General features: G+C 51.8%; 12 protein-coding genes. All 12 read left to right on the top strand.

Going from position 1 to position 13,909, the window contains the following annotated elements; genetic code table 11:
- The first annotated feature begins 89 nt into the window (after positions 1-89).
- The 12 genes from DQG23_RS00625 to sleB all read left to right on the top strand — a co-directional run bounded on the left by DQG23_RS00625 (position 90) and on the right by sleB (position 13,690).
- Positions 90-1,373, top strand: a complete 1,284-nt coding sequence (locus DQG23_RS00625) for a M16 family metallopeptidase (protein WP_113028869.1) — start codon at positions 90-92, stop codon at positions 1,371-1,373.
- Complete coding sequence (gene dut, locus DQG23_RS00630; protein WP_113028870.1) at positions 1,333-1,782, top strand: dUTP diphosphatase; 450 nt, start codon at positions 1,333-1,335, stop codon at positions 1,780-1,782. Before DQG23_RS00625 ends, dut begins: the two co-directional genes overlap by 41 nt.
- 181 nt (positions 1,783-1,963) lie before the next feature.
- A complete protein-coding gene (gene dpsA / locus DQG23_RS00635) occupies positions 1,964-2,857 on the top strand; it encodes a dipicolinate synthase subunit DpsA (protein WP_113028871.1) in 894 nt (297 codons plus the stop codon).
- Positions 2,857-3,450 (top strand): dipicolinate synthase subunit B, encoded by a 594-nt coding sequence (locus DQG23_RS00640; protein ID WP_113028872.1) that lies wholly within the window; start codon positions 2,857-2,859, stop codon positions 3,448-3,450. The genes dpsA and DQG23_RS00640 overlap by 1 nt, the downstream gene beginning before the upstream one ends.
- A 45-nt stretch (positions 3,451-3,495) precedes the next feature.
- Positions 3,496-4,533 carry an aspartate-semialdehyde dehydrogenase gene (locus DQG23_RS00645; RefSeq protein WP_113028873.1) on the top strand — a complete coding sequence of 346 codons (1,038 nt, stop codon included), beginning with the start codon at positions 3,496-3,498 and terminating at the stop codon, positions 4,531-4,533.
- Between the two features lie 201 nt (positions 4,534-4,734).
- Positions 4,735-5,952 carry an aspartate kinase gene (gene dapG, locus DQG23_RS00650; protein WP_113028874.1) on the top strand — a complete coding sequence of 406 codons (1,218 nt, stop codon included), beginning with the start codon at positions 4,735-4,737 and terminating at the stop codon, positions 5,950-5,952.
- Between the two features lie 11 nt (positions 5,953-5,963).
- Positions 5,964-6,842 (top strand): 4-hydroxy-tetrahydrodipicolinate synthase, encoded by an 879-nt coding sequence (gene dapA, locus DQG23_RS00655; RefSeq protein WP_113028875.1) that lies wholly within the window; start codon positions 5,964-5,966, stop codon positions 6,840-6,842.
- Between the two features lie 178 nt (positions 6,843-7,020).
- On the top strand, positions 7,021-8,697 hold the full coding sequence (locus DQG23_RS00660; protein WP_113028876.1) for a ribonuclease J: 1,677 nt from the start codon (positions 7,021-7,023) through the stop codon (positions 8,695-8,697).
- A gap of 176 nt (positions 8,698-8,873) precedes the next feature.
- Positions 8,874-9,611, top strand: a complete 738-nt coding sequence (locus DQG23_RS00665) for a ClpP family protease (RefSeq protein ID WP_113029530.1) — start codon at positions 8,874-8,876, stop codon at positions 9,609-9,611.
- Entirely contained in the window at positions 9,608-9,823 is a 216-nt protein-coding gene (locus DQG23_RS00670) for a YlzJ-like family protein (RefSeq protein WP_113028877.1), read from the top strand. The genes DQG23_RS00665 and DQG23_RS00670 overlap by 4 nt, the downstream gene beginning before the upstream one ends.
- A 116-nt stretch (positions 9,824-9,939) precedes the next feature.
- The gene (locus tag DQG23_RS00675; protein WP_113028878.1) at positions 9,940-12,543 is read left to right on the top strand and encodes an FtsK/SpoIIIE family DNA translocase; all 2,604 of its coding nucleotides are present in this window, start codon (positions 9,940-9,942) and stop codon (positions 12,541-12,543) included.
- 364 nt (positions 12,544-12,907) lie between these two features.
- Entirely contained in the window at positions 12,908-13,690 is a 783-nt protein-coding gene (gene sleB / locus DQG23_RS00680; RefSeq protein ID WP_113028879.1) for a spore cortex-lytic enzyme, read from the top strand.
- Positions 13,691-13,909 lie beyond the last annotated feature (219 nt).

The following is a 13,909-nucleotide window of genomic DNA, read 5'->3' on the forward strand; positions in this document are numbered from 1 at the left end:
GGTTCAAAGCCAAACTTACGATCATACAAGAAAACGAAGCTCGCTTACTTATGTGGCATGTTTGTGGGGTTCACTTGGGGGGTACTTCTTTGATTAAGCATGAATTAACTAATGGTTTACGCGTAGTGATGGAGAAAATTCCGACCTGCCGCTCCGTATCGTTCGGCATTTGGGTGAAAGCGGGCTCGCGCAACGAAGCCCCCGATCAGAACGGGATTACGCATTTTATCGAGCACATGCTGTTCAAGGGGACAGACCGCTACAGCGCAAAGGATATCGCGGAAGTGTTCGACGGGATCGGCGGCAACGTCAATGCGTTCACGACGAAGGAATATACTTGCTATTATGCCAAAGTATTGGATGAACATCTGCCTATCGCTGTCGACGTTTTGTCCGATATGTTTTTTAACTCGCAGATGGATAAGCAAGAGCTCGATAAAGAGCGGAACGTCATTCTCGAAGAAATTGCGATGTACGAGGATACGCCGGACGATTTGGTTCATGACCTGCTGGCGAAAGCCGCTTACGGGAATCATCCGCTCGGCATGACGATACTCGGTACGGAGGCCAATCTGCAAAGCATGACCTCCGAGCGTCTGAAAGCCTATATGGCTGATCATTATACGATCGAAAATACGGTTATTGCAGTTGCCGGCAATATTGACGACAGCATTACCGAGCTGCTCGAAAAGCATTTCGGTCATTTTGCCGCAACAGGCGCGCCATTTGCATATAGCGAGCCGTCATTCATCGGCGATTCGATTTTTCACGCCAAAAAAACGGAACAAAATCATATTTGCTTATCGCTGCCGGGCTGCTCCCTCAAGGACGAGCAATTATATGCGATGATCCTGCTGAACAATACGATCGGCGGAGGCATGAGCTCCCGGTTGTTCCAGGAAATCCGCGAGAAGCGCGGACTCGCTTATTCGGTTTATTCCTACCATTCCGCACATCTGGACAGCGGTCTCTTTACGCTGTATACCGGTACGGCCCCGAAGCAAACGGAAGAAGTGCTTAAGGTATCGATGGATGTCATCGAGGAAATCATCGTGCACGGAATGACCGATGCAGAGCTTCGCAAAGGAAAGGAACAGCTGAAGGGCAGCTTGATCCTGAGCCTCGAGAGCACGAGCGCCCGCATGAACCGGCTGGGCAAAAACGAGCTTATGATCGGTAAACACTATACGCTTGACGAAACGATCGCACGCATCGAGGCGGTCGAGATGGAGCATATTCGGTCGTTGACCAAAAATCTGTTCTCTCAACCGTTCTCGCTGGCTATGGTCGGCCAGAACGACGGTGCGATTCAACAATTCAGGAGGGATCAGCTTGCTTCATACGGTACAGATCAAACGCCTTCCGGGCAATGAAGATATATCGCTTCCGCGTAAAATGTCCGAGCTTGCCAGCGGCTTCGATTTATATGCAGCCGTCAGCGAACCGCTTGTGCTAAATCCTGGGGAGCGGACGCTTGTTCCTACCGGCTTTGCCTTGAGCATGCCCGGCGAGCTGGAAGCGCAAATCCGGCCGCGCAGCGGTCTTGCGTTCAAGCATGGCATTACGGCATTAAACTCGCCTGGCACGGTTGATGCCGATTACCGGGGGGAAGTTAAAGTATTGTTGATCAACCACGGTCAGGAAGCGTTCACGATTACGCGCAACGAACGAATCGCGCAGATGGTGTTTCAGCTCGTTCCGCAAATTTCGCTTACGGAAGTAGAAGAATTGACGGAAACCGCAAGGGGTGCGGGCGGCTTCGGCCATACGGGAACCAAATAAAGCATAAAACAGGAAAGGCTTCGATCGTTACAAACGGTCGGAGCCTTTATTGCATTAATCGAGGCTTGGAGCGAAGGATATCGGGTCGCACAGGTTTTCGGATTTCTCGTCAGGAACCCATTATTGGGCGATGGCATAATATATGTTATCGAAAACGGCGAGAGAGGGGTGCTCAAGCAATATGCTCACCGGCATAAATGTGCTTTTTATCGGTGGCGATGCCAGGCAGCTCGAAGTGATTCAAATATTGTCCGAACTTGATGCGACGATCCAGCTGGTCGGCTTTGATAACTTGCAGCACGCGTTCAGCGGCATTACCAAATCCCAGCTTGACACAGCTTTATTTCGGGATATTGATGCCGTCGTGCTGCCGGCTGTCGGCACTGACGATCAGGGGATAGTTCATACGATATTCAGCTCGGACGAATTGAAGCTTACGATCGAGCATATAGGTGCGCTGCCGAAGCATGCCGTCATCTATACGGGGATGGCCAAGGATTATTTGAAAAAGCTGTGCGACGACAGCGGCATCGGCCTTGTCGAGCTGTTCGACCGGGACGATGTCGCAATTTACAACTCGATTCCGACGGCGGAGGGCGCCATCATGATGGCGATCCAGAATACCGATTTTACGATTCACGGGTCCAAAAGCATGGTGTTGGGAATGGGGCGGACGGGGCTTACGATGGCCAGAACGCTCCAGGGACTCGGCTCGCAAGTGAAGGTCGGCGTACGCAAGCCGGAGCAGTATGCAAGGGCTTGGGAGATGGGCTTCGAGCCCTTCTATATCAAGGATTTGTTCGAAAAGGTCGCGGGCATCGACTTGCTTTTTAATACGATTCCGACTATGATAATCACAGCACAAATCATTGCCAATATACCGCATCGCGCGCTAATCATCGACCTTGCTTCCAAGCCCGGCGGAACGGATTTCCGTTTTGCCGAGAAGCGCGGAATCAAAGCGATGCTTGCTCCTGGACTTCCTGGAATCGTTGCTCCGAAGACGGCGGGTCGTATAATCGCCCAAACGCTTAGTCAACTGATGGAAGAGGAAAGAAACAGGAGGAATGCGTGATGGATTGGCATGGATTGACCGTTGGTTTCGCTTTGGCCGGGTCGCACTGCACCTTGCCGGAAGTGATGCCGCATATTAAACGTTTCGTGGATGCCGGCGCGAAGGTCGTTCCGATCGTGACGAATACGATCATGACGACCGATACCCGCTTCGGAACATCGGAAAACTGGCAAAAACAGTTGAAAGATATAACCGGGAATGATATTATTTCTACAATTGTAGATGCGGAGCCGTTAGGCCCTTCGAAGCTGTTGGACGTTATGGTAATTGCTCCTTGTACAGGGAATACGACGAGCAAGCTTGCCAACGCGATGACGGAAAGCGCGGTTCTTATGGCCGCCAAAGCGCAAATGCGCAATCAGCGCCCGCTTGTGCTCGCCATCTCCACGAATGACGGTTTGGGGCTTAACGCCACCAATATCGCCAAGCTGCTTATTACTAAAAACATCTACTTCGTGCCTTTCGGCCAGGATGCCCCGCAAGCAAAACCTAATTCGCTGGTGGCGAGGATGGATCTTGTGATGGAAACCTGCGAGGCGGCCCTTCAAGGCAAACAGCTGCAGCCGATGGTAATCGAAAGGTTTAATTATTAGATCGTTTTGGTATCAAGCACGATCTCAAAGGGGAGAGAGCTACCCATGTCGAATCAGAAGCTGTTTAACGTAGCTGTAGTCGGAATAACCGGAGCCGTCGGCGAACAAATCATCCGATTGCTGGCTGAGCGCAATTTCCCCGTTCAAGAGCTGAAGCTGCTTGCCTCCGCGCGTTCCGCAGGCAAAACGATTCGTTTCAAGGACCGCGACATTACTGTACAAGAAGCGACGCCGGAAAGCTTTCAAGGCGTTGAAATTGCGTTCTTCAGCGCGGGCGGCGATGTGAGCAAAGCGCTTGTTCCGCATGCGGTAACCGCCGGAGCCATATGTATCGACAATACGAACGCATTTCGCATGGATCCGGAAACTCCGCTGGTCGTGCCTGAAGTCAACATCGATAAAATCAACGGGCACCAAGGTGTAATCGCTAATCCGAACTGCTCGACGATCCAAATGGTCGCGGCGCTTAAACCGCTGTATGACCGTTACGGCATTTCCCGTATCATCGTTTCGACGTATCAAGCCGTTTCGGGCGCGGGCTCCCGCGCCATCGACGAAATGCTCCGTCAGTCGAAGCAGGTTTTGGACGGCAATGAGGTTGCGCCGGATGTTTTGCCAGTCTCTTCACTGCCGGTTAAGCATCAAATTGCTTTCAACGCAATACCGCAAATCGATAAATTCCTCGATAACGGTTTTACGAACGAGGAAATGAAAATGATTAAAGAAACGAAAAAAATCATGGATGACGAATCGCTTGAGGTGACGGCGACTTGCGTACGCATACCTGTCGTCTACGGGCATTCGGAGTCGGTTTATGTCGAATTGAAGCAAGATTTCGATATCGATGAGATAAAACGGCTTCTCGCCGATGCACCCGGGATCGTGCTGGTAGACAATCCTGCGGAACAGCAATATCCGCTTGCTACCGAGGCCGCCGGCAAAACCGATACGTTCGTAGGGCGCGTACGCCGCGATCTTTCTAACCCGCGTGCACTGAATATGTGGATCGTATCCGATAATTTGCTGAAAGGAGCCGCATGGAATGCGGTTCAGATCGGCGAATATATCGCGATCGAACAATAGATGCTACTTAACGTCTCGCCGATGAAGCAGAAAGCCGAAGGGTCGCATGCGCAGCCCTGCTATGGTAGCTGATGCCAGTCGGCGTTTCCTTGGTAGCCGGGCTTTACGGGGATGCTTTCGGATTTTCGGGGTCTCCGTTAAGTACCCGGAATAAGCTTCGAAGCTTCACTTCATTTTGTGGGGAAAAAGGAGAGGACCCTCATGCGAATTTTGGTTCAAAAATTCGGAGGCACTTCCCTTTCCACCGCACAAGCCAGAGAACATGTAATCAATCATATCCGCCATGCGCTGCAGGAGCAATTGAACGTAGTAGTCGTCGTATCCGCGATGGGAAGAAAAGGGGAGCCTTACGCTACAGACACGCTGCTTCAGCTGGTTAAGGATAATGGCGACCGACTCCCGGCGAGGGAGAAAGATATGCTGCTTTGCTGCGGCGAAATCATTTCCGCCGCTCTGCTCTGCAGTTTATTGAACGCCGACGGCATTCCCTCAACGGTTCTTAACGGTGCGCAGGCCGGTATCTTGACCAACGGCCAATACGGCAACGCGCAAATATTGTCCATTCGGCCGAGCAGAATCCTTGAGCTGCTGGAACAGAATCGGGTCGTCATCGTAACCGGCTTTCAAGGCAAAACGGCCGAGGATGATTTCACAACGCTCGGACGTGGCGGAAGCGATACGTCGGCAACCGCGTTAGGCGCCGCGCTGAAGGCGGAGCTTGTCGATATTTTTACCGACGTAAACGGGATATTAACTGCGGATCCGCGCATTGTGGACGATGCAAAACCGCTGCAGCGCGTAACATACGCCGAAATTTGCAACATGGCGAACAACGGTGCCAAAGTCATTCATCCGCGCGCCATTGAAATCGCCATGCATGCGAACATGCCGGTTCGGGTGAGGTCGACTTTCTCCGACGATCCGGGCACATGGGTATCCGCACCGCCAATGCATAAGGGCGATCCGAAGCCGTTGAACGACCGATACGTGACAGGCATCGCTCATGTTGCCAATGTTACGCAGATCCAGGTTGTCAATTACGAAAGACAGTACGATTTGCAATTAAACGTATTTAAAGCGATGGCACAGGAGCAGATCAGCGTAGATTTCATCAACGTGAATCCGTCGGGAGTCGTTTATACGGTTTTCGATCACGAATCGCAAAGGGCGTTAGAGACGTTAAGAGCAATGGGCTATGAACCGCATGCCGTGACGGGCTGCGCCAAAGTTTCAGTAATCGGAGGCGGCATTAACGGCGTTCCGGGAATAATGGCAAATATTGTTGAAGCGCTTACTGAAGAGGATATCGGTATTTTGCAATCGGCCGATTCAAATACGACGATATGGATTCTGGTTCGCGGTGAGGATCTCGTGAAATCGGTCCGCATCCTGCACAATAAGTTTCAACTGCATATTTAGGAGGATTCGCAATGGATTTCGGAAAAATTGTTACAGCGATGGTTACCCCGTTCGACGAACAGATGCAGGTGAATTGGTCCGAAGCGGAGCGCTTGATTGATTATTTGATCGAAGAGCAGCAAACCGACAGCTTGGTCATTTGCGGAACTACCGGCGAATCGCCAACGCTGACGGAAGAAGAAAAGCTGCGTTTGTTCGAGACAGCCGTTCGCCATGCCGGAGGGCGTGCCAAAATCATTGCCGGCACGGGAAGCTACGATACGGCGCATTCCATCCACCTTTCCAAGCTGGCAAAGCAGACCGGTGTGGACGGTCTGCTTCTTGTTACGCCTTATTACAACAGGCCGTCGACGGAAGGCATCTACCAGCATTTCAAGGCGATTGCCGAAGCGGTCGATCTGCCGATTATGCTTTACAATATTCCGAGCCGGACGAACGTTAATATGTCTGCCGAGCTGACGCTGCGGCTTGCCCAAATTCCAAACATCGTCGCAATGAAGGAATCGAGCGGCGATTTGAATCAGATGACGCGTATCATCGCCGGCGCGCCATCCGATTTCTATGTGTATAGCGGGGACGATAATTTGACGCTGCCGCTTCTTGCCGTCGGCGGTCATGGAATCGTCAGCGTCGCCAGCCATGTCGCAGGCAAACAAATGAAGCGGATGATCGAGGTCTATTCGAACGGACAAGTCAGGGAGGCGGCCAAGCTGCATCAAGAGCTGCTGCCGATTTTTGAAGGCTTGTTCAATTGCCCGCATCGCGTGCCGAATCCGGTTCCGGTCAAGCATGCGCTTCGTCTTCGCGGTCTTCAAGTAGGAAGCGTAAGACTTCCGCTGATCGATGTTACCGAACAAGAAGGACAGTTCATTCAATCGCTCTTAGGTTGAGGAAAGTCTAAATCGGTGCTCACAGCATCGGTTTTCTTTTTTTGGGCAATCTATTTCGTAATGGCTTTACTTGTATTTAGGGTTTTTAATCATGTATAATGATTCCAAGTGACTGGTGCGGGTTCTTATGTAAGGGAAATACGGATCGTCGTCAATTTAAATAAGGAGGTTTATTTTCTTGTCAAAAAAAAATAACGATAAATTGGTGATCTTCGCTCTGGGCGGCGTGGGCGAGATCGGAAAGAACATGTATGTAATCCAGTATGCGAATGATATTGTGGTTGTAGATTCCGGATTGAAATTTCCTGATGAAGATATGTTGGGGATCGATATCGTCATTCCCGACATCACATATTTGCTTGAGAATCGCGACAAGGTGAGAGGCATTCTGATCACTCACGGTCATGAGGATCATATCGGCGGGCTTCCATACGTATTGAAGCAATTAAACGTTCCGATCTATGCAACGAGATTAACGCTCGGCCTGATCGAAGCGAAATTGAAGGAAGTCGGTCTTCTCGGCGAAACGAAACGAATTACGATCACGGCGGATTCCGAGCTTCAGCTCGGCACGATCAAGGCTTCCTTCTTCAAGACGAACCACAGTATACCCGACTCGGTCGGCGTGGCGCTCGAAACACCGGAAGGCGTAGTCGTTCATACGGGGGACTTTAAGTTCGATCAAACGCCTGTGAACGAGCAATATGCCGACTTGCACCGGATGGCGGAAATCGGCCAGAAGGGCGTGTTAGCGCTTCTATCGGACAGTACGAATGCCGAACGCCCGGGTTATACGGGCTCCGAACGGAGCGTTGGGGTCGAGCTGGAAGAAGTGTTCCGCAAAGCGAAGCAGCGCGTCGTCGTAGCAACATTCGCATCTAATATTCATCGTATTCAGCAAGTGATGGATGCGGCTTATGCGACTAGACGCAAAGTGACGGTAATCGGACGGAGTATGGTAAATGTCGTAGGAATCGCATCGGAGCTTGGCTACTTGCGCATTCCGGACGGCATGCTGATCGAGCCTGAAGAAGTGAATAAGCTTGCGGCTGACCGCGTCGTCATTTTATCGACAGGCAGTCAAGGCGAGCCGATGTCGGCGCTCACGCGGATGGCCCGTTCTTCGCATCGCAAAGTGGATATTTTGCCTGGCGACACCGTAATCATTGCGGCAACGCCGATTCCGGGCAATGAAAAATATGTCGGACGAACTGTCGACGAGCTGTTCCGTTTGGGAGCGCACGTCATTTACGGTCCAGGCTCCGTTTCCGGCGTGCACGTTTCCGGGCACGGCAGTCAGGAAGAACTGAAGCTGATGCTTAATTTGATGCGGCCGAAATATTTTATTCCGATTCACGGCGAATATCGGATGCTGCGTCTCCATGGACAATTGGCGGAGACTGTAGGTATCGATCGGGAAAATATTTTTATCGTGGACAATGGAGAAACGGTCGAGATTCAGAACGGATCCGCACGCAAGGGCGGTAAAGTGACTACCGGCAACATCCTGATCGACGGGCTTGGCGTAGGCGATGTAGGCAATATCGTGCTTCGCGACCGCAAGCTGCTGTCACAGGACGGCATACTGGTTGTTGTCGTAACGCTTAGCAAGCAGGATGGGGCGATCTTGTCCGGTCCCGACATCATCTCTCGCGGTTTCGTTTATGTGCGCGAATCCGAAGGATTGCTCGAAGAAGCGAATCGTATCGTGACCGGTACATTGAATAAGCTGATGAACGAGAACGTAAATGAGTGGGCCTCGTTGAAGACGCATGTTAAAGACGTATTAGGAAGATTTTTATATGAGCAAACAAGAAGAAGACCGATGATCCTCCCAATCATAATGGAAGTTTGATCCTCACCTTCTAAGTCACTTGAAATTAATGAATAGGCTTCCCGGCAACCCGGCCGAGGAAGCTTTTTTATTTGATGCTTTTGCTTGCTTTGAAGAGGCTGTTTCTCGCGGCGGCGGCGTATAAAAACGCCTTCCATATCCATACTAAGGGGGCAATGGAAAAGGAGGCATTTTATATGGCTGATAAATCAAACGAGGCTCCGGTGGAGCCGGCCGCAGAGGAACAAAAAAAGCAGGCTTCGATCGAAAGCTTGCAGCAATTCGGGCAAACAAATGTGGCGAGCAATGAGTCGAATATTTTTTGCCTGACGATCATCGGACAAATAGAGGGACACATCGTACTGCCTCCTCAAAATAAAACGACCAAGTACGAGCACCTTATTCCGCAGCTTGTGGCGGCCGAGCAAAATCAGAAGATCGAAGGGATTCTGATCATTTTGAATACGGTAGGCGGAGATGTGGAGGCGGGACTCGCGATTGCGGAAATGATCGCATCCGTTTCGAAACCGACGGTTACTTTGGTGCTCGGCGGAGGTCACAGCATCGGGGTGCCGATTGCCGTTTCTTCGCATCTTTCGATGATTGCCGAAACCGCGACGATGACCATCCATCCGATTCGATTGAACGGACTTGTAATCGGCGTGCCTCAAACCTTCGAATATTTGGACAAAATGCAGGAGCGCGTCATTCGTTTTGTGACCCGCCATTCCCGCGTAAGCGAAGAAAAATTTAAGGAGCTCATGTTTAAGACCGGCGAATTGACGCGCGATATCGGTACGACTGTAATCGGTGCGGATGCCGTGAAATACGGGCTGATCGATCAAATCGGAGGGGTCGGCGAAGCGATCCGCGAGCTGAACCAGCGCATCGAGCAAAGAAGGCAGCAACTGCAGAACGGGGGTGTCGTGCAATGACCGTCATTTATTCGGCCGTGGCGCCTGAAACGCTTTGGGAAGGCTTGGGGAAGGAACCGCAATATGTCGATGTGAACATTAACGGAATGAATATGCAGGTGGAAATGCTCAATATGCAGCAAGCCAAAATCGTGCGCCTGTATAGCCCAAATCCGAACGACTACTTGAATCCGGCTTATATGCCGGGAACGGTAATCGAATTTCACCCGTAAAACACGAACGAGAACAAATGTTCCTGAAAAGTCAATAGGCCATTGGTTATGCGTGCAACGGATTGTATCTAGCGCCCCGACAATATGGTATAATTAGTTATCGGGGGTGAACCGTTTTGGCAAAAGGCCGGAAGAAAAAAAGGAAACTTAAGCTCTCCATTAAGTACGAGCTATACGGGATCATCATTCTGGTGTTGTCCGTTATCGCATTGTCGCGAGAAGGCAGGGTGGCAAGGTCCCTTACATATTTGTTCCGATTTCTTATCGGTGCGATGGACTGGGTCATACCGGTCGTTTTTATTTACATAGGGCTTTACGTGTTTATCAAACGGGCATGGCCGGGCGGATGGAGCGTACGCAAAACGGGTTTGGTCCTGCTGCTGGGCGGACTCGTGCTGTACAATCATATGTCGATGATCCATTTGCTCGACCCGAACGCGGATTTTACCGCTCCTTCCTACATCGTCAGTTCGACATGGCAGAGTATGATGGACGGGCTTCAGGCGTCCGGCGGCAAAAGCAATATTTTGCAAACGGATGTCGGCGGGGGCATGATCGGCGCGATACTGTACGCCTGCCTGTACTTCCTGTTCGGAGGCTGGGGATCGCGTTTCCTGGTTTATGCTTTATTTGTCGTTTCCTTCCTTCTTATCACCGGACTATCCGTTGTCGACATCGGCGGCAGAATAGGACGGCCGATAGGCGAAATGGCTGCGGCATTGAGAAGCAAATATTCGGAGCTGTTCTCGAATCGTTCCCGCAGCTTGGTGCCTATTAGCGCTCCGCAGGAAGAATCGGGTAAGCCGTCCAAGCGGAAAGCGTACGTGCCGCCTCTCGACGACGATTTCGAAGAGGAGACGTATGCCTCGGCAAAACCGGTCAAAAAGAACGAGAAGAAGGCGGATAAGAAGTCGCCCATCTTTCATTTGCTGCCTTCCTTGCGCAAGCAGCGAGAGAATCTCGTAGGACTTGATCGGCGCGACGACGAGGAAGAGGAGCTTGACGAGATTCAAGGGCAGACGGTTCATCAGCCGGCTGTCCAAAAAGGCGCGAAGCCGATTACCGTTATTCCGGCTGCCGTAAACGAGCAGCAGTTTCCGAACGGCGGGGATGAAGAGACGGATGACGATCAGCGCCCGTATATTCGCGATTTTCAGGAGCAGCGGGAAGATACGCCTATGCTGTCCGGCCCCGCTCAAGCAACATCCGGCAGCGCAAGCAGTTCGGACGACAAAGCCGATGAGGTCGCGGATACGGATAAGCCGCTTGCGCTTGCAAGCAGCAAAAAGCCGTATCAATTGCCTTCCTACCAGCTTTTATCGAAGCCTTCGGGCTCCGGAAGATCGGGAGATCTCGATCATAAGGCGAATGCGCGGAAGCTGGAGGCGACCCTCGAAAGCTTCGGCGTTCGCGCGAAGGTGCTGGAGGTCGTACACGGACCCTCCGTTACTCGTTATGAAGTGCAGCCCGATGTCGGCGTGAAGGTCAGCAGAATCGTCAGTTTGACCGATGACATCGCACTTGCTTTGGCTGCCAAAGACATCCGGATGGAGGCGCCGATTCCCGGTAAATCCGCAATCGGCATCGAGGTGCCGAATTCGGAGGTTTCCGTCGTTACCTTACGCGAGGTTATGGAGTCCAGCGCTTTTCACGACGCCGCTTCGAAGCTGTCCGTGACGCTTGGCCGCGACATTGCGGGGCAGCCGATTGTCGGCAACCTTGCGAGGATGCCTCACATGCTTGTCGCCGGCGCGACCGGCTCGGGGAAATCGGTGTGCATCAACGGCATCATAACGAGCATTCTGTACAAAGCCAAGCCGGATGAAGTGAAATTTTTGATGATCGATCCGAAGATGGTCGAGCTTAACGTATATAACGGGATTCCGCATTTATTGGCGCCTGTCGTTACCGATCCGCGAAGAGCCTCGCTAGCGCTTAAGAAGGTTGTCGTCGAGATGGAAAAAAGATACGAGCTGTTTTCCAAAAGCGGCACGCGCAACATTGAAGGCTATAACGCCATGCTTACGGATCCGGGCAACCCGAATCCTGGCGATCCGCTGCCGTTCATCGTCGTCATCGTGGACGAGCTTGCCGATCTGATGATGGTAGCGGCAGGAGACGTCGAAGATGCGATATGCCGGCTGGCGCAAATGGCGAGGGCGGCGGGGATCCATTTGATCATTGCTACGCAGCGTCCTTCGGTCGATGTCATCACTGGCGTTATCAAGGCGAATATTCCTTCGCGTATCGCGTTCGGCGTGTCTTCACAGGTCGACTCCCGTACGATTCTGGATATGGTCGGAGCCGAAAAGCTGCTGGGACGCGGAGACATGCTCTACCTTCCGGTGGGCGCTTCGAAGCCGGTTCGCGTTCAAGGGGCGTTTTTATCCGATCAGGAAGTCGAATCAGTCGTCACTTTTGTCCGCAACCAGGAGCAGGCTAATTATCAAGAGGAAATGGTGCCGCAGCTCGAAGAGCAGACGGAACAGGAGAACCTGTTCGAGGACGAGCTTTACGACCAGGCGGTTCAAATCGTACTGGAAGGGAAGCAGGCATCCGTATCGCTCCTGCAGCGGCGCATGCGCGTCGGTTACACGCGTGCGGCCCGCTTAATCGATACGATGGAAGCCAAGGGGGTTGTCGGGCCTTACGAGGGCAGCAAGCCTCGTGAGGTGCTGATGACGATCGAGCAATTTCACGCCATGAAAGCAAGCTCTTAGGCCTGAGAAATAAATTTGCTGCATAAGCGCATTGGATACAAGTCTGCCGACAAGCGGGCCTGTATCTAATGCGCTTTTTATTTTGGTGCCTGAAAAGCAGCCGAGATTTGCGTCGATGACTTCGCTTCATTTTGAGCGGGTATTGATTGGGGCGGTCCGTTCACGGAAACCTTCAATATCTTTAAGTGAACTTCAGCCTCCCCGCTATGCAATCGGAGGCATTGCAGGATTCGAGATTTGCGCCACTTTGTGGCGGTTTAACATGTTCGCAAAAGATTGGAATAGAACCGGGCGGCCTATCAAATAATAACTTCCATGAATCATTGCACCAAGTACACCAAGATGAGGAAAGGTTGAGTATGCGATGAACAAACGGCTTCTCGTCATTACAGTCGGTCTCGTGGCGGTCCTTCTTGTCGGCATTCAGTTCAAGAATCACAAGCCGGCGCAAGAAACGTTCAGCGAAGCGACAATCAAATACGGGGCTGAAGGCTCGGACGTTTACGAGCTGCAAGGCCGGCTTAAGCATCTCGGTTTTTATTATGGAAATATCGACGGCGATTTCGGGTACAACACGCTTAAATCAGTCAAGTGGTTTCAGTCGGAATTCGGCATGAAGGTCGATGGGATCGTCGGGCCGAAAACAAAGCTTAAGCTGTGGGAAGCGACTCGCAGTTGGAAGCCTTCGGCGCCGGCGGGCGGCGGAGGCAATGCTGGCAATACCGGTGGCGGAGGCGGAGGCGGCGGTACAAGCAGTGGTGCGGTAATAAAGCCGCCATCCCTGCAAGGGCTCTCCGAGAATGACTTGAATCTTATGGCGAATGCGGTTTACGGCGAATCGCGCGGCGAGCCTTATATCGGTCAAGTCGCCGTAGCCGCCGTTATTTTGAACAGGCTGGAATCGCCCAGCTTCCCGCATACAATTTCGGGCGTCATTTTTCAGCCTGGAGCCTTTACCGCGGTAGCGGACGGGCAAATTTGGCTGACGCCGAACGAGACGGCCAAAAAAGCCGTGCGCGAAGCGATAAACGGAAACGATCCGACAAACGGATGTATTTATTACTTTAACCCGGAAACCGCGACGTCCAAATGGATTTGGACAAGAACGCAAATAAAAACGATCGGCAAACATATATTTTGCAAATAGAAGCATCGGCAAAGCCTTGGGGACAATAGTATAAAAGTAATGGCAGAAGAAGCAACGTTCGAACGACCGGCGAAACGCTTTACGATCATTTTCGTCAGGCCGTCCGTCCGGTTGCTTCTTCGCATGACGTAGGAATATAATGGGATAAGCGGCATTCACAGCTTGCAATAGTCGACACGAAAGCTGTTTTTGCCAAATGAATCGAGGCGGAAGGGAGTT

Origin of the sequence: Paenibacillus contaminans (genome assembly GCF_003285015.1) — a bacterium.
Taxonomy (GTDB): Bacteria; Bacillota; Bacilli; order Paenibacillales; family NBRC-103111; genus Paenibacillus_V; species Paenibacillus_V contaminans.

What these genes read in the sequence shown, in the direction of transcription:
- DQG23_RS00665 (WP_113029530.1), top strand. Translation starts at nt 8,874, where the DNA reads ATGGCTGATAAATCAAACGAGGCTCCGGTGGAGCCGGCCGCAGAGGAA.
- DQG23_RS00645 (WP_113028873.1), top strand. Translation starts at nt 3,496, where the DNA reads ATGTCGAATCAGAAGCTGTTTAACGTAGCTGTAGTCGGAATAACCGGA.
- dapG (WP_113028874.1), top strand. Translation starts at nt 4,735, where the DNA reads ATGCGAATTTTGGTTCAAAAATTCGGAGGCACTTCCCTTTCCACCGCA.
- dapA (WP_113028875.1), top strand. Translation starts at nt 5,964, where the DNA reads ATGGATTTCGGAAAAATTGTTACAGCGATGGTTACCCCGTTCGACGAA.
- sleB (WP_113028879.1), top strand. Translation starts at nt 12,908, where the DNA reads ATGAACAAACGGCTTCTCGTCATTACAGTCGGTCTCGTGGCGGTCCTT.
- DQG23_RS00670 (WP_113028877.1), top strand. Translation starts at nt 9,608, where the DNA reads ATGACCGTCATTTATTCGGCCGTGGCGCCTGAAACGCTTTGGGAAGGC.
- dpsA (WP_113028871.1), top strand. Translation starts at nt 1,964, where the DNA reads ATGCTCACCGGCATAAATGTGCTTTTTATCGGTGGCGATGCCAGGCAG.
- DQG23_RS00640 (WP_113028872.1), top strand. Translation starts at nt 2,857, where the DNA reads ATGGATTGGCATGGATTGACCGTTGGTTTCGCTTTGGCCGGGTCGCAC.